A 17,905-nucleotide genomic window follows, 5' to 3' on the forward strand; every position below is an offset into this window, starting at 1 on the left:
AGGCCGAGCGCCGGGCCGAGATCGACCGCCTGGTCGCCTCGGTCCGCCAGCAGGCCCTGACCGGCCTCGTCCAGGTGCAGCGCAGCCAGGCCGACGCGCGGCTGGCCGGGGGCACTCAATGATCCGCGCCCTCTTCGCCCTGGTCGTCATCGCCGTCGTCGCCGTCGTCGTGGTCTCGCTGACCGGCGAGCCGGGCGCGGCCAGCCTGGAGTGGCTGGGCTGGCGGGTCGAGATGACGGCCGCCGCCGCCGCCTTGCTGACCCTGCTGCTGGCCCTGGTCGCCGCCGCCCTGTGGCGCGGCCTGTTGTGGATCATCGAGGCCCCCGCCCGCGCCGCCCGCGCCCGCGCCGAGGCCCGCCGCAAGCAAGCGACCGAGGCCCTGTCGCGCGGCTTTCTCGCCGTGGCCGCCGGCGACGGCTCCGAAGCCCGCCGCCTGGCCCAGAAGGCCGCCGACCTCAACGACGACGCCCCAGCCCTGGTGCGGGTGCTAGCCGCCCAGGCGGCCGAAGCGGCCGGCGACAACGTCGCCGCGCGGCAGGCCTGGAACGCCATGCTGGGCTTTCCCGAGATGCGGCTGGCCGGCCTGCGCGGCCTGATGCAGCTGGCCTTGGCCGAAGGCGACCGCCAACTGGCCCTGCGCCACGCCGAGACCGCATATGGCCTGGCCCGTTCGGCCCTGTGGGCCTGGCGCGCCTTGCTGGAAGCCAAGCTGGAGGCCGGCGACTGGGCGGCCGCCTTGCAGCTGGTGCAGGGCGGCCAGGAGCGCAAGATCGTCTCGCCGGCCGTCGCCGAACGCGCCCGCGCCGCCCTGCTGGCCGCCTCCGCCGCGAGTCTCGAAGAGTCCGACGAGCCCAAGAGCCTCTCGCAGGCCCTCGACTTCGCCCTGCAGTCGGTGAAGCTGAAGCCCGACTTCGCCCCGGGCGTGGTCATGGCCGCCCGCCTGCTGGCCGCCGACGGCAAGGCCGCCAAGGCCGGAACCCTGATCGAGGCCGCCTGGAAGGGCGCGCCCCACCCGGCCCTGTGGCTGGCCTATCGCGACCTGAAGACCAGCGAGACGCCCAAGGCCCGCGCCGCGCGCCTGGCCGCCCTGGCCCAGCTGAAGCCCGAGGCCCGCGAAAGCCGCATCCTCAAGGTCGAGAGCGCCCTGGTCGCCGGCGATCCCGCCGCCGCCAGCGCCGCCGCCCGCCTGCTGCCCGACGAGCCCGTCCCGACCGCCCGCCTGGCCGGGCTGATGGCCCGGGTGGCCTTCGCCAACGGCGAGCCCGACGAGGCCCGCGCCTGGGTCGCCCGGGGCGTCGCCGCCCCACAGGAGCCCGATTGGAGCGATCTGGACCCCGAGGGCCAGGCCTTCGCCTACGGCCGCGAGGACTGGGCCCGCCTGGCCGCCAGCTACGCCGAGACCGGCGAACTGGTGCATCCGCGATTCGAGCGCCGCGAGCGCACGATGAGCGACCTGCCCGAGCTGCCCTCGGCCTACGGACAGTCGGCCTACGCCGAATCCACCGCCTTCGTGCACGCGGCCGAGACCGGCGGCGCCCTGATCCCGTTCCTTGACCACCCAGGCCTGGACGACGCCGGCGGACTCGACGATCCGCCCTCGCCGGACGCTCCCGGACCGGCTCCGGCGCCCCGTCGCAACACAGGCGCACGACGGCGCTTGGCAAGCGGCCCGCGCCCCGCTAAATAGGCGCTCCCTCCGCCCGGCGAATCTCGCCAGACGGGCCGTGGGCCGCCTTAGCTCAGCCGGTAGAGCGGCGCATTCGTAATGCGTAGGTCAGGTGTTCGAGTCACCTAGGCGGCACCACCACCCTTTTTGCCACGCGTCGCCGATGCGTGGAAAAGCCCAACAAAATTAAAGTTTTTAGGCTTCAGCGGCCGCTGTCGATCGCTGGCGTTCGCTGGCGTTCGCCCGCAGTCGCGCCTCTTTGGGGGGGTCTTCTGGGGGTATTTCGAAAACGCCAAAGCCAGATACCCCCAAATGGCCCTGACCGATGCGGCGATCCGTGCGGCGAAGCCCCAGGCCAAAACCTACAAGCGCGCCGACGAGAAAGGCCTGTTTCTTCTCGTGTCGCCTTCGGGCGGGTTGCTCTGGCGAATGAAATTCCGCGTCAACGGTGTTGATGAGGGCGGCCAGCCAAAGAGAATTGAGAAGCGGCTATCGTTTGGAGCCTAAAATCGCGATAGCCGCTTTCCCACGCGCTTGTGTATTCGTTGAATATATTCTGGATGTAGATATCGTTCAGATATCGACAGAAGAGATCCGGTCGATCAGCTTGTCGCCGCCGCGGGCCAGGCGCCTCTTCACCTCGCTGAGAACATGGTCGACGGCGGTGTCCGCCACCAGCATATCGTGCGGCAGCACGCCTTCGAACGGCGGGATCGCCACGACGTTCGGCGTGGCGACGCGCTGGTCCGCAGCGGGGAAGTAAACGGTATAGCCCAGCGAGCTCCAGAACTGGTTGATCGCCTCGGTATTGTTTTCATAGACGACCACAGGCTGGTCGCGCGCGAGCATGTCGCGCATCCCGGACAACGCCTGCAACTCATGGCCTTCGACGTCGATCTTGACGAAGGCGACGTGACTTTGCACCGCCTCGGACAGGTCGTCGAGCCGCGCCTCGATCACCGAACGGGTTGTGATCGCATGGCCGCCGCGCCGCGCGGCTTCTGCGTCCAAGGAGGCCTGCTCGGTATCCAGTTCCGGGATATGGAAGTCGCGGACCCCGAATTCAGCGCCGAGCGCCAGCGACCAAACGCGAACATTGGGCGCGATCCCCGACAGCCGGGCCAGCAGGTCGGGATTGGGTTCAAAGGCGTGGACCCGGCCGTCGGGCGTTACCAGTTGGCTCAACAATTGGACATGGGCGCCATCATTGGCGCCGGCATCGATCACCACGTCGCCCGGCCTGACATGCTGGCGCATGATCTCCTGGGTCAGCAATTCGTTGAACAAGTTGAGTTCGATCGGGGTTAGTCGGCGGATCTCTTCGGCGCGCTGTTCGCCGCGCGTTTTGCCCAGGACATAGGGGCAGCCGGCGCCGCTGCATGGTTCGGGAATGCGGCCCTCGATCAGGTCGCGGCGCATGGCCTGGATGGCCGGGCCGTTCCAGGCGTCTTCCGCAGAGACTTCGCGCAGGTCGGCGATCGGCTTCGTCCCCCAACAGCAGGAATGGACCTCGCCGTCATAGTGGGAGCGCTGGACCTGCCAGGGCAGAGGGCACCGCAGGGATTGCGGTTTCCACCTCACTGGATCGTAGTTGCCCCAGTCCTCGCCAGGATAGCCTTCGCTCCATCGCGTCTTGCCCAGGAGAGCGGTGAACAACGACAGGCCGCACTCGGCCGCATAGGCATGGACATTTTCGGTCAGGGCCTCAAGCTCTTCGCCGGGGACATTGCTGACCTTTTCGGCCTCGTAGTTGAAGGCCCCCACGGTCCAGGTCTTGGCGACCTCGGTTTCAAGTTCATTGAGCGACCAGATGTCGAGAAAGTCGGCGCCAAGATCCGTGCACAGATCGACCATAGCGCGCAGTTCGTGGCGGTTCGACTTCATCAGCGTCATCTGGACGCCTATCAGTGGATACAGTCCTCCCCTAGCCTGTTTGGCGGCGATCAGGCGGCCGGCCTGTCCCAGGACATGGTCCAGGGCGACGCCGCGAAGGGCTTCGAAGCGTTCGGCATTGGCGGAGTCTATCGATATCCGGATCTTGCGGACGCCGCTTGATAGCAGGAGGCTGATATCGGCGTCGTCGAAGCGCGTGCCGTTGCAATTGAACGAGATTTTGAAATCCCGGTCTTGGGCGCTGGCCTCGACCGGAAACAGGTTGAGGATCGGACGAAACTGAGGGCTCAACCAGGCTTCGCCCAGGCCGGTCAGATCGATCGCCGATGCCGAACGCATATGGCTGGCCAGCTTGGCGATGACCTCGTCGCCGATGTCCTGCTTCTTGATGCGCGATTGCGAGTGATGGCACATGACGCAGCGCAGGTTGCAGCGCGAGGTCACGGTAAGGCTGACCATGGCCGGCGGCGGCGCAGCCTTGATGAGGGCCTCAAGGTCGTCTTCGTTGGTCATGAAGCAACATGGCTGGAGGGAGAGAGGTCCGGCGCGGTGATGTCGGTCCAGTCGACGCCGGGCGCTTCAGACAGGACCGCCTTGAGTTCGGCCAACCGGTTGGCGGGGCAGCCGCGCGCGACTTCGAGGGCGAGAGCGCGGGCGTCCTGGGCCCGATCGCTGCGGGCGTAGACGGACAGCAGGGGCGCCAGCCCTTCGAAACGTTCGGGCGTTTGTTCCAGATAGGCGCGGGCATGGAACTCGGCCTGCGTCCACTGCCCGCGTTCGCAGAACGCGCGCGACATGACGTTGTCATACTGGCGCTGGTCGCCGAAAAAGGCGCGGGCGCGTTCGACGAGGTCCGCGAAGCCGGCGTCGCCGCGGCGCCGGCAGAAGTCAAAGGCCCGCCGCCAATACTCGTTGAATCCGGGCGACAGGGACAGCAGCCGATCGAGCGCGAGGCTGGCCAGGGCGTCGTCGCCCGTCGCCAAAGCCGCCAAGGATAATACATTCCACGTCTGGGTATCCGCGGGAAGCAGCGCCGCCGCCTCGTCGGCGCGGGCCATGATCCACGCCCAGTCGCCTTGCGCCGCCCGGGACAGAAGGTCGGCATAGAATGGGTAGGGATACCGCCATTCGGCGCCGAACTCGGCCTGACGGGCCCGAGGCACGGGATGGCAACTGATGAAGTTCATCCCTTCGCCGGCCGCGATCCCGCCAACGACGGCTTCGATGGCGGCGGGTTCCGCGCCGGGAAGCTGACCGGCGAGGTCGGCGACCAGACGTGATGTCAGAAAGCCTCCGGGATGCAGGGCGCTGTGAAACAGGGGCGTTTCCAGGCCGGTCGTTTTCATGGCCAGGGCAAAATCGGTCGTCGATCCGGCGCGGTCCTGGCACACTTTCACCGTCGACAGGTCGAAGGGAAAGAGCCGGCCGGCGGACAGGTCTCGGCCGAAATGCGATGCGAATTCGCCGGGGCTCTGGGCATAGAACTGCAGTTGCGGATAACGCACGATCAGGTCGACATCGCCGGAATAGGACAGGACGGCCCCATCGGCTGTCGGGGTCGACTGGGTGGCCTGGACCACGTAGCGGCCAGCCCGGCGTGCGGCCTGGATCATGGATGCGACCTGGGTCTCGGCCACGTACAGGCAGGCGTTTTCGCGATAGCTGGGCACGAAGCCGATATCGCCACCGACCGCATATGCTTGCGCCAGCCCTGAATGATGCAGGATGGCCGCCAGGGCCTGACCCTGGCAGTTGCCGTCGATGAAGACGAGCGGCCGGGCGTCAGCGGGCGTCATTCACCAGCCGGTCGAACAAGTCCACGACCTCGCCGACGGTCTCGAGCTCGAAGGTCTGTTCGAGGCCGGCGGTGACCTGCAATTCGTCTTCGATCGCAAGGATGGTGTTCACTTGGCAGATCGAATCCCAATCGGGAATATCGGCCAGCCGTGTCTCCGGCGCCAGCTTGCCGGCCTCGGGTGCATTCTGCCGAATGATACCGGCGATGGCGTCTTTGGTATCGATGTCACCCTCCTCACCCCATGGGGACTCCGCCCCGGCAGATCCGTCTCAGGCCTTACATAGTTTATGCAACCGCTCAGAGGTCGCGGCCCGGTTGCTGAAATGAACCAGAAATGCAGTCGATATGGACTTAGGGTTGCCTCTACATAGGGCCAGTACACATCATCAGAACCGGCGCCAAGGGTCCCAGGGGCGCCAAGCCGTTCCCACGTGGATTGCCAGACCACCCTTGCTCACAGTAGCGCCTAGCTTTCCGTAGATTGAGTCACAGCTTATCAGTCCGGCAAGTTGCGCCTAGACCGAAACGGCTTCGTTCTCGGGGGCGTAATGGTCGAACCAGCGTAGTCCCTAGGCGCCACTCTCTCCCGTTTCCAGGTTCCAATACCGGCTTCGCCCGGGGCGCTTTGGGCTGCCGTGCGCATTTGCACAAAGCTCGGCGGTTGCGCGGTTCGCGGCCGCGCGCCAAAGTGCAGCCCTGTTCCGGATGCGCGCTGGACGGTCGACGCCGCGCCGCTGGTAGAGGGGGAAGGACCACTATGCAGTTGCTTCAGATGCAGAGCTTCGGCGCTCAGGCCAACACGACCTACGAGCTGCTGGTCGCCGGCGGGTCGATGCACCTGACCCTGATCGACATCCAGCCGCTGAAGGCTCACGATCCCAATTCGCAGCGCGCGCCGTTCAGCCTGGTGTTCAAGTCGAACGTGCAGCACGTGCTGCCCCAGGCCGTCTACCGGGTGCGCAACGCCGTGCAGGGCGAGGTGGACATGTTCCTGGTGCCGCTGGGCCGCGACGCCCAGGGCGTGACCTACCAGGCGGTCTATAACTAGAAACCCTCCCTTCTCCCCTTGCGGGAGAAGGTGTCGGCGTAGCCGACGGATGAGGGGTCTCTCAGACGCGAAACGCCGCGGCGGCTGAACAGCCGCTGCGGCGTTTCTGTACGTGCAACCCCTCACCCGACCTCCCTCCGGGAGGCCACCTTCTCCCGCAAGGGGAGAAGGATCTGAGCGTCAGTGCTGGCTTTCCGGCAGGCGCACGACCAGGCCGTCGAGGGCGTCGCTGACCTTGATCTGACAGGACAGGCGGCTGTTGGGCTCGACGTTCTCGGCGAAGTCGAGCATCGACTCCTCCATGGCCGACTTGTCGCCGGTCTTGCCGGTCCAGGCGTCGTCCACATAGACGTGGCAGGTGGCGCAGGCGCAGGCGCCGCCGCAGTCGGCGTCGATGCCCGGCACGTTGTTCTTCACGGCGCCTTCCATGACCGTCAGGCCCGGCTTGACGTCGAGGACGTGCTCGGTCCCGTCGAATTCGATGTAGGTGATCTTGGCCATGGTTCCCCTGCGTAGTTAGAGGGCGGCTTTCAGGCCGCCACTTCCTTCATGGATATCGCCGGATCCGCCAGCTTTGTCTTAGACACGGGCGTCCGCTTGGCGATCAATTGTTTGCCGGCCATGAACTCAGGCGGCGCGTTGACGGCTTCCACGGCCTGGACGAGGTCGCCCTTGAGGTGGAAGACGGCGAACTTGGCGGCGGCCACGTCGCCGCGCACGATCGTGCTGTCGGCGTCGAACGGCAGGCCGGCGATCTGGAGCTTGAGGTCGTACTGGTCGGACCAGAACCACGGCAGTTCCGGCGGCGGGCCCGCGCGGCCGACGATGGCGGCGGCGGCCTGCTTGGCCTGCTCCAGGGCGTTGGGCACGCTCTCCAGCCGGAACTGGCGCTCGTAGATCGGCAGCGGCCGGTGGGCGACGTCGCCGATGGCGAAGACGTGCGGGTCGCTGGTGCGGGCTTCCAGGTCGACGACGATGCCGCCGGTGCACTCCAGGCCCGCGTCCTGGGCCAGCTCGACGTTCGGATGGGCGCCGACGCCGACCAGGGCCGCGTCGCAGGCCACGACCTCGCCGCCCTTCAGGCGCACGCCGGTGACGCGACCGCCCTCGCCTTCAAAGGCCTCGACATTGGCGTTCAGCTCGAACGTGACGCCACGGGCGCCGTGATAGTCCTGGAAGAAGGTCGACAGGGTCTCGCAGGCCACGCGGGCCAGCACCCGGCTCTCGCGCTCGATGACGGTGGCTTCGGCGCCCAGGGCGCGGGCCGAGGCCGCCGCCTCCAGGCCGACATAGCCGCCGCCGACCACGGCCAGGCGCTTGCCTGGACCCAGCGCGGCCTTCAGGGCCTCGGCGTCGGCCGCCGTGCGCAGGGCCAGCACGCCGGAAAGGTCGGCCCCGGGGATCGGCAGCTCGCGGGCGCGGGCGCCGGTGGCCAGGATCAGAAAATCGTAGGAGATGACCTCGCCCGAGGCGAGGGTCACGGTGCGGGCGCCGCGGTTGAGGCTGGTCGCCACGCCTTGCAGGCGCAGGGCGACATTGGCCTCGGCGTACCATTCCTGCGGTTTCAGCGCGAGGGAGTCGGCGTCGGCCTCGCCCTTCAGCCAGGCCTTGCTCAGCGGCGGGCGCTGGTAGGGCAGCAGCGGCTCCTCGCCGATCAGCACGATCGGGCCTTCGTGCCCGTACTGACGCAGGAAGGCCGCCGCCGAACCGCCGGCATGGCCCGCGCCGACGATCACCACCTTGGCTTTAGGATCGCTCACGACCGCTTCACTCAACGCGTCTGCCTCCCGCACGACAAAATTGACGACCCCGTCATCTTTTGCAAGCCGGGCCGAAGGTATGTCCGCCACCAGCCATAGACAGCACGGAGGCCGCCGTGAAGAGCACCGTCCGGAAAGTGCGGCAGGCGAACAGCCCGCCCCTCATGCGCCCCATATGCGAAAGCCCCGCCGCAGGGCGGCGAGGCTTCCGGATCATCGAAAAGAGCGACGAAGGCGTGGTCGTCAGACCACGCGCTCCACCAGCATCTTCTTGATCGAGGCGATGGCCTTGGCCGGGTTCAGCCCCTTCGGGCAGACCTGGGCGCAGTTCATGATCGTGTGGCAGCGATAGAGCTTGAACGGGTCCTCGAGGTCGTCGAGGCGGTCGCCGGTCGCTTCATCGCGGCTGTCGATCAGCCAACGGTAGGCGTGCAGCAGGGCCGCGGGGCCCAGGTACTTCTCGCCGTTCCACCAGTAGCTCGGGCACGAGGTCGAGCAGCAGGCGCAGAGGATGCACTCGTAGAGACCGTCGAGCTTTTCGCGATCTTCCGGCGACTGGCGCCATTCCTTCTGCGGCTCGGGGGTCGTGGTGTGCAGCCACGGCTCGACCGACGCGTACTGGGCGTAGAACAGCGTCAGGTCGGGGATCAGGTCCTTGACCACCGGCACGTGCGGCAGCGGGCTGATCTGCACGGCCTTGCCGGGCACCTCGCCATGGCCGTGGGTGCAGGCCAGGGTGTTGCGGCCGCCGATGTTCATCGCGCACGAGCCGCAGACACCCTCGCGGCACGACCGGCGGAAGGCCAGGGTCGGGTCGATGGTGTTCTTGATGTAGAGCAGCGCGTCCAGGACCATCGGGCCGCAGGCCTCGACGTCGACGTCGTAGGTGTCCCACCGCGGGTTCATCCCGGTTTCGGGATCGTAGCGGTAGATCTTGAACGAGCGCACGGTCTTGGCGCCGGCCGGGGCCGGCCAGTGCTTGCCGCTCTGAACGCGGGAGTTCTTGGGAAGAGAGAGCTGGACCATCTGCGTTCCCCTAGTAAACCCGTTGCTTCGGCGGGATGTAGTCGATGTCGGTCGACATCGTGTAGTTGTGCACCGGACGGAAATCGATCTTCACCTTGCCGGTCTCGTTGTCGAGCCAGGCCAGGGTGTGCTTCATCCACTCGGTGTCGTTGCGGTCGGAGTAGTCCTCGCGGGCGTGGGCGCCGCGGCTCTCGGTGCGGTTGGCCGCGCCGTTCACCGTCACGACCGCCTGGCCGATGAGGTTGTCGAACTCCAGGGTCTCCATCAGGTCGGTGTTCCACACCAGGCCGCGGTCAGAGACCTTGACGTCGTTCTTCTTGTCCCAGACGGCCTGCAGGCGGGCCACGCCGCTGTCCAGGCTCTCGCCGGTGCGGAACACGGCGGCGTCTTCCTGCATCGCCTTCTGCATTTCGAGGCGCAGTTCGGCGGTCGGGGTCGAGCCGTTGGCGTTGCGGATGCGGTCGAAGCGCGCGACGTGCGCCTCGGTGTGCGAGGCCTTCAGTTCCGGCTGCTTGGCGCCGGGGGTCAGGGTCTCGGCGCAGCGCAGGCCGGCCGCGCGGCCGAACACCACCAGATCGATCAGCGAGTTCGAACCCAGGCGGTTGGCGCCGTGCACCGACACGCAGGCGGCTTCGCCCACGGCCATCAGGCCCGGGATCACCTGGTCGGGGTTGTCGCCGGCCTTGGTGACCACTTCGCCGTGGTAGTTCGTCGGGATGCCGCCCATGTTGTAGTGGACGGTCGGCAGCACCGGGATCGGGGCCTTGGTCACGTCGACGCCGGCGAACACCTTCGCCGTCTCCGAGATGCCCGGCAGGCGCTCGGCCAGGATCTTCGGATCCAGGTGGTCGAGGTGCAGGAAGATGTGGTCCTTGTTGGGGCCCACGCCGCGGCCTTCGCGGATCTCGATGGTCATAGCGCGGCTGACCATGTCGCGGGGCGCCAGGTCCTTAACCGACGGGGCGTAGCGCTCCATGAAGCGCTCGCCTTCCGAGTTGGTCAGGTAGCCGCCTTCGCCGCGGGCGCCTTCGGTGATCAGGCAGCCGGCGCCGTAGATGCCGGTGGGGTGGAACTGCACGAATTCCATGTCCTGCAGCGGCAGGCCGGCGCGCAGCGCCATGGCGTTGCCGTCGCCCGTGCAGGTGTGGGCCGAGGTGGCCGAGAAGTAGGCCCGGCCGTAGCCGCCGGTGGCCAGGATCACGGTCTGGGCCTGGAAGCGGTGCAGGGTGCCGTCGTCGAGCTTCCACGCGGTCACGCCGCGGCAGGCGCCGTCTTCCATGATCAGGTCGAGGGCGAAGTACTCGATGAAGAACTCGGTGTCGTGGGCCAGCGACTGGCCGTACATCGTGTGCAGCATAGCGTGACCGGTGCGGTCGGCCGCCGCGCAGGTGCGCTGGATCGGGCCTTCGCCGAAGTTCTTGGTCATGCCGCCGAAGGCGCGCTGGTAGATCTTGCCCTCGGCCGTGCGCGAGAACGGCACGCCCCAGTGCTCGAGCTCATAGACCGCCGCCGGAGCGTTGCGGGTCAGGTACTCGATGGCGTCCTGGTCGCCCAGCCAGTCCGAACCCTTGACGGTGTCGAACATGTGCCAGCGCCAGTCGTCCTGGCCCATGTTGCCGAGCGAGGCCGAGATGCCGCCCTGGGCCGCCACGGTGTGGCTGCGGGTCGGGAACACCTTGGTGATGCAGGCGGTCTTGAGACCGGCTTGCGCGGCGCCGAGCGCGGCGCGGAGGCCCGAGCCGCCGGCGCCCACGACGACGACGTCGAACTTGTGGTCGATGAACGTGTAGGCCGACATCAAAGGGCTCCGGTGAAGGCGATCTTCAGGATCGAGACGATCCCCACGGCGCCGGCGAGAATGCAGACGAAGAGGTTGCCGATGACCAGCGCCGCCTTGGGGGCGAAGGCCTCGACATAGTCCTCGATGACCAGTTGGATGGCGTTCTTCAGGTGGACCAGCAGGGCCACGAAGAGCAGCGACAGCAGGACGGCGTTCAGCGGGATCGCCACCCAGGCCGCGACGGTGTCGAAGTCGGCGCCGGCCAGGCGGATGCCCGCGAAGGCGCCCCAGATGAACAGCGGCACGAGGGCCAGGCCCGAGATGCGCTCGGAGATGAAGTGGCTCACGCCGTGGTGCGCGGCGCCCAGGCCGCGGGCGCGCGACAGCGGGGTGCGGAAGGGGCTGTTGGAGGTGCTCATGGTCAGATCGCTCCGGTCGCGGCGGCGATGATCCAGGTGACGGCGGCGGCGACGATCGCGAAGGCGATCACGGCCAGGCCGGTCATGTCGGCGGTCTTGGGCGCGAAGCCCTTGCCCAGGTCCCAGAAGCTCTGACGGACGATGTAGCCGACGTTGTAGAAGACCGCGACGGTGATGCCGAACAGCAGCAGCTTGCCGATCAGCGAGCCCAGCAGACCCGTGTAGCAGGCGTAGTGGTCGGGACCCGAGGCCAGCGACAGGGCCCAGCCCGCCAGCAGCAGGACGCCGACATACAGCGCGAACAGGCTGGCGCGGTGCAGGATCGAGCACGCCATGGTGATGTGCCAGCGCCAGACCTGGAGGTGCGGCGACAGCGGACGCTCTGGGAGCCCCCGGCTGGTCTCGGTCATTTTTACGTCCAACCTGTGGATTTGTGCGTTGCGGGACGCTTTTAAGCGCGAGCGCCGGGGTGTCAACGAAACGGCCATTACTTGAGATACGTTCTCAATTCGCCTGGCGAGTGAATGCAGGAACCGCTCAAGCCAAGCTTGCGTTATGGCTGGCTGCCGATGGGGAGAAACATCCAGGGGATGACCGGGCCGATCGATTTCGAGGCCGTGTTCGACCGGCTTCCGACCCCGTACATGATGCTCGATCGCGACCTGCGGTACGTGGCGGCCAACCAGGCCTATCTCGACGCCCTGGGTCGGCGCTGGGACGACATCGCCGGCCTGCATGTCTTCGAGGCCTTCCCCAGCCAGGGCGAGTCGCGCGCCCGCGTGGAAGACTCGCTGGTCCGCGCCCGCGACAGCGGCAAGGTCGACCACCTGCCGCTGATCCCCTACGCCATCGAGCGGCCCGCCCATCTGGGCGGCGGTTTCGAGGACCGCATCTGGAGCGCCACCCACACGCCGATTCCCGGGCCCGGCGGCCGCACGGCCTATATCGTCCAGCACACCCAGGACGTCACCGCCATCCAGCGGCTGAAGGACGTGGCCTTCGGGCGCGGCGAGATGACCATGCTGCAGGACGACGTGCTGCTGCGGGCCGGCGCCGCCGAGGCCCAGAGCGCGGACCTGCGCCGTCTGTTCATGCAGGCGCCCAGCTTCATGGGCGTGCTGCGCGGCCCCGACCACCGCATCGACCTGGTCAACAACGCCTACAGCCAGCTGATCGGCTGGCGCGACGTGGTCGGCCTGCCCCTGCGCGAGGCCCTGCCCGAGGTGGTGGAACAGGGCTTCATCGCCCTACTCGACCGGGTCAGCGCCAGCGGAGAGGCGTTCGTCGGCCGCGAGATCAAGGTCGCCCTCCAGCGCACCCCGGACGGTCCGCTGGAGGACCGCTTCCTGGACTTCATCTACCAGCCGATCGTCGAGGCCGACGGCGCGGTGTCGGGCGTGCTGGTCGAGGGCTCGGACGTGACGGACAAGGTGCTGGCCGGCGAACAGCAGCGCCTGCTGCTCGACGAGCTGAACCACCGGGTCAAGAACACCCTGGCCACCGTCCAGGCCATCGCCCGCCAGACCCTGCGCGGGGTCGAGAAACCCGAAGCCTTCGTGCGGGCCTTCGAGGCGCGGCTGCTCGCCCTGTCCCAAACCCACAACGCCCTGACCGACAGCCAGTGGGCGGGGGCGGGCCTGCGCCCGATCCTGGCCCAGGAACTGGCGCCCTACGATGCGGCCCGCATCGTCATGGACGGCCCGGACGTCAACCTGCCCGCCCGGGTGGCCCTGTCGCTGGGCATGGTGTTCCACGAACTGGCCACCAACGCCGCCAAGTACGGGGCGCTGAGCGTCGAGGCCGGCCAGCTGCATCTGGGCTGGAGCGTCGAGCCGCCGGGCGCGCTCCGCTTCGAATGGCGCGAGACCGGCGGCCCGCCGGCGGCCGCGCCGGCCCGCCGCGGCTTCGGCTCGCGCCTGATCGAACGCAGCATCGGCGCCGAACTGCGCGGCGAGGTGGCGATCGACTATGCGGAGACGGGGCTGACGTGCCGGTTCACGGTGTCGCTGGACCGGGTGTTCTAGAATCCCTCTCTCTTTGAGAGAGGGAGGGGCCCGCGCCGAAGGCGTGGGAGGGTGAGAGGTAACAAACTCACCGAATGAAGCGCGGCTTTGGATTTCCCGGCCAACGGTGAAACCCCTCACCCTCCCACCGCTTCGCGGCGGGCCCCTCCCTCTCCCTATGGAAGAGGGATTTAGTCCCGCACCCGCGCCACGTAGTCCGCCGACCGCATTTCCTGCAGGCGCGAGACCGTGCGCTCGAACTCGAACGAGCCGTCGCCGGCCGGATAGAGGGCCTCGGGCTCGCCGGCGGCCAGGGCCACCAGCTTGGCGTCGGCTTCGTAGAGGGCGTCGATCAGGGTGTTGAAGCGCTTGGCCGCGTCGCGCTTTTCCGGAACCAGGAGGGGGATGTCCTCCAGGAAGATGGTGTGGAAGCGCGCGGCCAGCGCCAGGTAGTCCTGCGGCCCCAGCGCCTGCTGGCACAGGCTGGCGAACGAGCTGCGCACCAGGCCGCCGGCGGCGCGCGGCAGGCGCAGCTTGCGGCCCATCACCTCAAGCGTCGCGCCGGTCTCCTCGGCGCCGTCCAGCATGTCGGCCCACAGGGCGTCGAACTCGGCCTCGGTGGTCTTGTCGACGGGCGAGAGCCAGGTGCGGCCGGCCCGCAGGCGGTCGAGGCGGAAGTCCACCGGCCCGCGCACGGCCACCACCTCCATCTTCTCCTTCAGCATGGCGATGAAGGGGGTGAAGAGCTGGCGGTTGAGGCCGTCCTTGTAGAGGTCGTCCGGCGGGCGGTTGGAGGTGGCCACCAGCGTCACCCCTTCCGCGAACAGGGCCTCGAACAGCCGGCCCAGGATCATGGCGTCGGCGATGTCGGTGACCTGCAGCTCGTCGAAGCACAGCAGCCGGGCCTGGTCGGCGATCAGCTCGGCCGTCGGCGCGATGGGGTCGTCGCCCTTGTGGCGGCCAAAGCGGGCCTTGCGGTCGGCGGCGTCGCCCTTGCGCCAGGCGTCGATGTGGGCGTGCACCTCGGCCATGAAGACGTGGAAGTGGACGCGCCGCTTGCGGTGCACCGGGGCGCTGTCGAAGAACAGGTCCATGACCATCGACTTGCCGCGCCCGACCGGCCCCCAGATGTAGAGGCCGCGCTGGCTCTTGGGCTTGCGGCCGAAGAACGAGAAACTGGGCTCCCCGGCCCCGTCGAGATCGGCTTCCAGCCGGGCCAGGGCCTCGATGGCGGCGGCCTGGGCGACGTCGGGACGAAGCTCGCCGGCGGCGAGGCGCTCACGATAGGCGGTGCGGACGGACTGAGGCATTGCGGATGCGGGTTAGCGCGGGAAGCGCTGCGGGGAAACCCCGATCCTTCTCCCCTTGCGGGAGAAGGTGGCGCCGAAGGCGTCGGATGAGGGGTCTCTCAGAAGTCAAACGCCGTACCCAGTCGTTCCGCCGTCGCGGCGGACAGGTTTGAGAGACCCCTCACCCGACCTCGCGCTGCGAGGCCACCCTCTCCCGCAAGGGGAGAGGGGCAAAGAAAAAGCCCCGGCCTTGCGGACCGGGGCTTTTCATTGAAACGCTGCGTCAGGCGATCAAGCCGCCCGGCGCGCCTTCTTGACCTTGGCCATGGCGCGGTCGCGGCGCAGGCGCGACAGGTGGTCGATGAACAGCACGCCTTCCAGGTGGTCCATCTCGTGCTGGATGCAGACGGCGAACAGGCCCTCGGCCTCTTCTTCCACCGGCTCGCCCTGGTAGTTCAGGTAGCGCACCTTGATCTTCGCCGGACGCTCGACGGCGTCGTAATATTCCGGCACCGACAGGCAGCCTTCCTCGTAGGCGAAAAGCTCTTCCGACGGGTCGAACAGCTCGGGATTGACGAAGAAGCGCGGGGCCGGCTCCTCGCCCTCGCGGGCCAGGTCCATGACGATCACGCGCACGGGCTCGCCCACCTGCACGGCGGCCAGGCCGATGCCGGGCGCGTCGTACATGGTCTCGAGCATGTCATCCATCAGCACGCGCAGGTCGTCGGTGACGGCCTCCACGGGGGTGGAGATCTTCTTCAGGGTCGCCAGATCGGCGGCGTTATCGATGGTGAGGATGCGACGGATGGCCATAACGTCACTCAGGTAGGCGTCCCGTTTCCGAGGGTCAAGGCGGGCGATTGTCCCACCTCGTCCGTCGGTTGGCTATCCGGGGCCGCGATTTCGAGCTTGGTCACCGGCCGCACGGCCGTATCGACGGCCGTCAGCTCCTCGATGCCCTTGCCGCCGTGCTCGACCTTCAGCTTCTCGAACTCGCGGGCCTTGGGCAGCACCCGGCTCTCCAGCGAGCCGACGAAGGCGTTGTACTTGTCGACCGCCTGCGACAGCGAGCGACCCACCCCGGCCACGTGGCCGCCCATGTCGGCGACGCGCTTGTAGAGCTCGCGGCCCAGGGCGGCGACCTCGACGGCGTTCTTGGCCTGCTCCTCGACGCGCCAGCCATAGGACACCGCCTTGCAGAGGGCGAACAGGGTCGAGGGCGTGGCGATGATCACCCGCTTCTCCATGGCCTCGGTCATCAGCTCGGGCGCGCGCTCCAGGGCCGCGGCCAGGATGCCGTCGCCGGGCACGAACATGGCCACGAAGTCGGGCGAGACCTCCAGGGCGTCCCAATAGGCCTTGGCCGACAGCGACTTGATGTGTTCGCGCAAGGATGCGGCGTGGCGCAGATAGGCGGCCTCGCGGGCCACGTCGTCGGCCGCGTCCTGGGCTTCCAGATAGGCGTTCAGCGAGCACTTGGCGTCGATGACGAAGGCGGCGTTGCGCGGCATCCGCACCACCACGTCGGGACGCACGCGGCCACCGTCCAGCGACACCTGCTCGGTGAAGTCGACGCCGTGCTTGAGGCCGGCCATCTCCAGCACGTTGCGCAGCATCTGCTCGCCCCAGCGGCCCTGCACGCCCGCGCCCCGGCGCAGGGCGGCCGACAGCTTGCGGGCCTCGGTCTGGGTGGCGGCCGAAGCCTCCATCAGGGCGGCGATCTGGGCTTTCAGCCCGCCGCTCTCCTCGGCCCGCGACTTCTCGACGGCGGTGACCTGGGCCTCGAACTTGGCCAGGGTCTCGGCCACCGGCTTCAGTTGGGCCTCGAGGCGGGCGTGGGTGAGCTGGTCGCGGCTCTTGGCGTTCTCGTCGGCCCGCTTGATCAGCTGCTCGGCCACGGCCTGGGCGCTCTTCTCGGCCTGGGCGCGGATCAGCTCGATCTGGGTCTTGGACTGGTCCTCCAGCATGCGGTGGCGCTCCAGCGCCTGCTCCAGCTGGGCGCCCAGCCGCCAGGCCTCCTGCTCGGCGCTGGCGGCCTTGCGCTGCGCCATCAGCGCCCAGACGACCGCCCCGGCCGCGGCGACCAGGAAGACGAGGGCGAGGATCAGGTAGGGGTCAACGGCGTTCATGCTCCGTTCTTAGCCGGAGTCGAGGGCCATAGAAAGGCGCACGGACTGGTTAGAACTCGCGGTAACCCCGGGCGTCCAGCAGGGCGCGGCGCCCGAGGTCTTCCTTCACCCGCCCTGAATAGAGCGCCAGCACCTCCATCGCCGACGGCCAGTCGCGGGTCGCGAGGACGTCCAGGTCCAGCGCGGCCCGATAGACCCGCAGATGCCGCAAGGTTGGAATCGCGGCTACACCTGCAAGGGTCGCGAGCGTCTTGCAGTTCAGCACGAAGACCTCCTCCAGCGGCGGGCCGGCCAGGTCGATCGCGGCGAGACGGATCTGGTCCTCGACGTGAAGACGGCGCAGGCGGGGAAAGCGCGTCAGGCTCCCCAGGCCGGCCAGCCCTCGCACGCGGATGATCTCCAGCGCCTCCAACCCCTCGTGCCGGACCTCGTCGATGGCGTCACGACCGCCGAGGACCAGCCGCAGCGATCGCAGGCCGGTCACCTCCGATACGAAGTCCAGGTCCTGCTTCTTGGGAATGCTGTTGAGGTCGAGCGCGCGAAGCTGCTTCAACCCCGCCACCGCCTCGATGCCCCGCGTATGGCCGACGATCTGGAGGTCGGTCAGGGCCTGCGCCCTGGCCAGGGGCGACAGGTCGAAGTCGCGTCGAATATTTTCACCCACGGACAGGTGGGTCAGCCGCTCCAGCGGCAGCAGGTCCAGAAAATTGGGCCGGTCGAAATCCTCCACGCCGAACCCGAAGCGGGTCAGGCGCGGCAGGTCGGCGACGCGCTCGACGTTGTCGATCCGCCTCAGGCAGTCCAGCGTCAGCCATCGAACGTCCGGCAGGAGAGCCAGGAGGTCGGCGTCGAACACGCTGTCGAAGTGAGTATAGAACCGCACCTCCAGCGCCTCGTCGAAAGTCCGGCAAAGTTCGTTCACCCGTTCCAGCATGTCGGCTGATGGGGGTGTGGAGAACTGGACGATGGGTTCGCGCCCCGCCGCCAGGATGCGCCGGATGTCCTCGGCCTCGATCGCCGCTGGGTTGCTGATGCGGGGCTCCACCGTCATGGGTGGAGCCTTGCAGACGCGCGTCCGGCGAACAAGCCGAAGC

17 protein-coding genes, 1 tRNA gene and 1 pseudogene are annotated in these 17,905 nt (G+C 68.0%); 6 read left to right on the plus strand and 13 right to left on the minus strand.

Annotated features, from left to right (window positions below; all coding sequences use genetic code 11):
- The first annotated feature begins 118 nt into the window (after nt 1-118).
- The 3 genes from AC2YHT_RS21630 (at nt 119) to AC2YHT_RS21640 (ending at nt 2,173) form a co-directional block, all read left to right on the plus strand.
- On the plus strand, nt 119-1,687 hold the full coding sequence (locus AC2YHT_RS21630; RefSeq protein WP_487291944.1) for a heme biosynthesis HemY N-terminal domain-containing protein: 1,569 nt from the start codon (nt 119-121) through the stop codon (nt 1,685-1,687).
- A gap of 41 nt (nt 1,688-1,728) precedes the next feature.
- Nucleotides 1,729-1,804: transfer RNA gene (locus tag AC2YHT_RS21635), tRNA-Thr, on the plus strand.
- A 174-nt stretch (nt 1,805-1,978) separates the two neighbouring features.
- Nucleotides 1,979-2,173, plus strand: coding sequence for an Arm DNA-binding domain-containing protein (locus AC2YHT_RS21640; protein WP_487291945.1), 195 nt, complete (start codon nt 1,979-1,981; stop codon nt 2,171-2,173).
- Between the two features lie 66 nt (nt 2,174-2,239).
- Here the strand turns inward: AC2YHT_RS21640 and AC2YHT_RS21645 are convergent, their stop codons facing one another.
- Genes AC2YHT_RS21645 through AC2YHT_RS21655 form a run of 3 tightly spaced genes read right to left on the minus strand, consistent with a single transcriptional unit; the run spans nt 2,240 to nt 5,467 of the window.
- Entirely contained in the window at nt 2,240-4,072 is a 1,833-nt protein-coding gene (locus tag AC2YHT_RS21645; protein ID WP_487291946.1) for an FkbM family methyltransferase, read from the minus strand.
- Complete coding sequence (locus AC2YHT_RS21650) at nt 4,069-5,355, minus strand: tetratricopeptide repeat protein (RefSeq protein ID WP_487291947.1); 1,287 nt, start codon at nt 5,353-5,355, stop codon at nt 4,069-4,071. The genes AC2YHT_RS21645 and AC2YHT_RS21650 overlap by 4 nt, the downstream gene beginning before the upstream one ends.
- Nucleotides 5,342-5,467 (minus strand): hypothetical protein, encoded by a 126-nt coding sequence (locus AC2YHT_RS21655; RefSeq protein ID WP_487291948.1) that lies wholly within the window; start codon nt 5,465-5,467, stop codon nt 5,342-5,344. The genes AC2YHT_RS21650 and AC2YHT_RS21655 overlap by 14 nt, the downstream gene beginning before the upstream one ends.
- A 647-nt stretch (nt 5,468-6,114) precedes the next feature.
- Here AC2YHT_RS21655 and AC2YHT_RS21660 point away from each other — a divergent pair.
- Nucleotides 6,115-6,405: a DUF6916 family protein gene (locus AC2YHT_RS21660; protein WP_110119591.1), complete on the plus strand. Its 291-nt coding sequence runs from the start codon at nt 6,115-6,117 to the stop codon at nt 6,403-6,405.
- 180 nt (nt 6,406-6,585) lie between these two features.
- On the opposite strand, the gene AC2YHT_RS21665 is transcribed toward AC2YHT_RS21660, so the two are convergent.
- From AC2YHT_RS21665 to sdhC, 6 genes are all read right to left on the minus strand, one after another.
- The gene (locus tag AC2YHT_RS21665) at nt 6,586-6,906 is read right to left on the minus strand and encodes a 2Fe-2S iron-sulfur cluster-binding protein (RefSeq protein WP_487291949.1); all 321 of its coding nucleotides are present in this window, start codon (nt 6,904-6,906) and stop codon (nt 6,586-6,588) included.
- Nucleotides 6,907-6,935: 29 nt separating this feature from the next.
- A complete protein-coding gene (locus AC2YHT_RS21670) occupies nt 6,936-8,165 on the minus strand; it encodes an NAD(P)/FAD-dependent oxidoreductase (protein WP_487291950.1) in 1,230 nt (409 codons plus the stop codon).
- Nucleotides 8,166-8,408: 243 nt separating this feature from the next.
- Nucleotides 8,409-9,191 carry a succinate dehydrogenase iron-sulfur subunit gene (locus AC2YHT_RS21675; protein ID WP_110119588.1) on the minus strand — a complete coding sequence of 261 codons (783 nt, stop codon included), beginning with the start codon at nt 9,189-9,191 and terminating at the stop codon, nt 8,409-8,411.
- Between the two features lie 10 nt (nt 9,192-9,201).
- Nucleotides 9,202-10,989 (minus strand): succinate dehydrogenase flavoprotein subunit, encoded by a 1,788-nt coding sequence (gene sdhA / locus AC2YHT_RS21680; RefSeq protein ID WP_487291951.1) that lies wholly within the window; start codon nt 10,987-10,989, stop codon nt 9,202-9,204.
- Entirely contained in the window at nt 10,989-11,390 is a 402-nt protein-coding gene (gene sdhD / locus AC2YHT_RS21685) for a succinate dehydrogenase, hydrophobic membrane anchor protein (protein WP_110119586.1), read from the minus strand. Before sdhD ends, sdhA begins: the two co-directional genes overlap by 1 nt.
- Nucleotides 11,391-11,392: 2 nt before the next feature.
- Complete coding sequence (gene sdhC, locus AC2YHT_RS21690) at nt 11,393-11,800, minus strand: succinate dehydrogenase, cytochrome b556 subunit (protein WP_487291952.1); 408 nt, start codon at nt 11,798-11,800, stop codon at nt 11,393-11,395.
- Between the two features lie 180 nt (nt 11,801-11,980).
- Here sdhC and AC2YHT_RS21695 point away from each other — a divergent pair, with 180 nt between their 5' ends.
- Both AC2YHT_RS21695 and AC2YHT_RS21700 read left to right on the plus strand, forming a co-directional pair.
- On the plus strand, nt 11,981-13,414 hold the full coding sequence (locus AC2YHT_RS21695) for a sensor histidine kinase (protein WP_487291953.1): 1,434 nt from the start codon (nt 11,981-11,983) through the stop codon (nt 13,412-13,414).
- 96 nt (nt 13,415-13,510) lie between these two features.
- Nucleotides 13,511-13,588: pseudogene (locus tag AC2YHT_RS21700) on the plus strand (hypothetical protein); the annotation flags it as partial.
- Here AC2YHT_RS21700 and zapE read toward each other — a convergent pair.
- From zapE to AC2YHT_RS21720, 4 genes are all read right to left on the minus strand, one after another.
- On the minus strand, nt 13,585-14,703 hold the full coding sequence (gene zapE / locus AC2YHT_RS21705) for a cell division protein ZapE (protein WP_487291954.1): 1,119 nt from the start codon (nt 14,701-14,703) through the stop codon (nt 13,585-13,587). The pseudogene AC2YHT_RS21700 and the gene zapE sit on opposite strands and share 4 nt — an antisense overlap.
- Before the next feature lie 270 nt (nt 14,704-14,973).
- The gene (gene def, locus AC2YHT_RS21710; RefSeq protein ID WP_487291955.1) at nt 14,974-15,495 is read right to left on the minus strand and encodes a peptide deformylase; all 522 of its coding nucleotides are present in this window, start codon (nt 15,493-15,495) and stop codon (nt 14,974-14,976) included.
- Nucleotides 15,496-15,503: 8 nt separating this feature from the next.
- Complete coding sequence (locus AC2YHT_RS21715; RefSeq protein WP_487291956.1) at nt 15,504-16,811, minus strand: DNA recombination protein RmuC; 1,308 nt, start codon at nt 16,809-16,811, stop codon at nt 15,504-15,506.
- A gap of 49 nt (nt 16,812-16,860) precedes the next feature.
- A complete protein-coding gene (locus tag AC2YHT_RS21720) occupies nt 16,861-17,862 on the minus strand; it encodes a leucine-rich repeat domain-containing protein (protein ID WP_487291957.1) in 1,002 nt (333 codons plus the stop codon).
- Nucleotides 17,863-17,905 lie beyond the last annotated feature (43 nt).

The organism is Caulobacter sp. SRI_008, assembly GCF_057586355.1.

Coding starts and splice junctions, on each gene's coding strand:
- AC2YHT_RS21630 (WP_487291944.1), top strand. CDS start 119: ATGATCCGCGCCCTCTTCGCCCTGGTCGTCATCGCCGTCGTCGCCGTC.
- AC2YHT_RS21640 (WP_487291945.1), top strand. CDS start 1,979: ATGGCCCTGACCGATGCGGCGATCCGTGCGGCGAAGCCCCAGGCCAAA.
- AC2YHT_RS21645 (WP_487291946.1), bottom strand. CDS start 4,072: ATGACCAACGAAGACGACCTTGAGGCCCTCATCAAGGCTGCGCCGCCG.
- AC2YHT_RS21650 (WP_487291947.1), bottom strand. CDS start 5,355: ATGACGCCCGCTGACGCCCGGCCGCTCGTCTTCATCGACGGCAACTGC.
- AC2YHT_RS21660 (WP_110119591.1), top strand. CDS start 6,115: ATGCAGTTGCTTCAGATGCAGAGCTTCGGCGCTCAGGCCAACACGACC.
- AC2YHT_RS21665 (WP_487291949.1), bottom strand. CDS start 6,906: ATGGCCAAGATCACCTACATCGAATTCGACGGGACCGAGCACGTCCTC.
- AC2YHT_RS21675 (WP_110119588.1), bottom strand. CDS start 9,191: ATGGTCCAGCTCTCTCTTCCCAAGAACTCCCGCGTTCAGAGCGGCAAG.
- sdhA (WP_487291951.1), bottom strand. CDS start 10,989: ATGTCGGCCTACACGTTCATCGACCACAAGTTCGACGTCGTCGTCGTG.
- sdhD (WP_110119586.1), bottom strand. CDS start 11,390: ATGAGCACCTCCAACAGCCCCTTCCGCACCCCGCTGTCGCGCGCCCGC.
- sdhC (WP_487291952.1), bottom strand. CDS start 11,800: ATGACCGAGACCAGCCGGGGGCTCCCAGAGCGTCCGCTGTCGCCGCAC.
- AC2YHT_RS21695 (WP_487291953.1), top strand. CDS start 11,981: ATGACCGGGCCGATCGATTTCGAGGCCGTGTTCGACCGGCTTCCGACC.
- zapE (WP_487291954.1), bottom strand. CDS start 14,703: ATGCCTCAGTCCGTCCGCACCGCCTATCGTGAGCGCCTCGCCGCCGGC.
- def (WP_487291955.1), bottom strand. CDS start 15,495: ATGGCCATCCGTCGCATCCTCACCATCGATAACGCCGCCGATCTGGCG.
- AC2YHT_RS21715 (WP_487291956.1), bottom strand. CDS start 16,811: ATGAACGCCGTTGACCCCTACCTGATCCTCGCCCTCGTCTTCCTGGTC.
- AC2YHT_RS21720 (WP_487291957.1), bottom strand. CDS start 17,862: ATGACGGTGGAGCCCCGCATCAGCAACCCAGCGGCGATCGAGGCCGAG.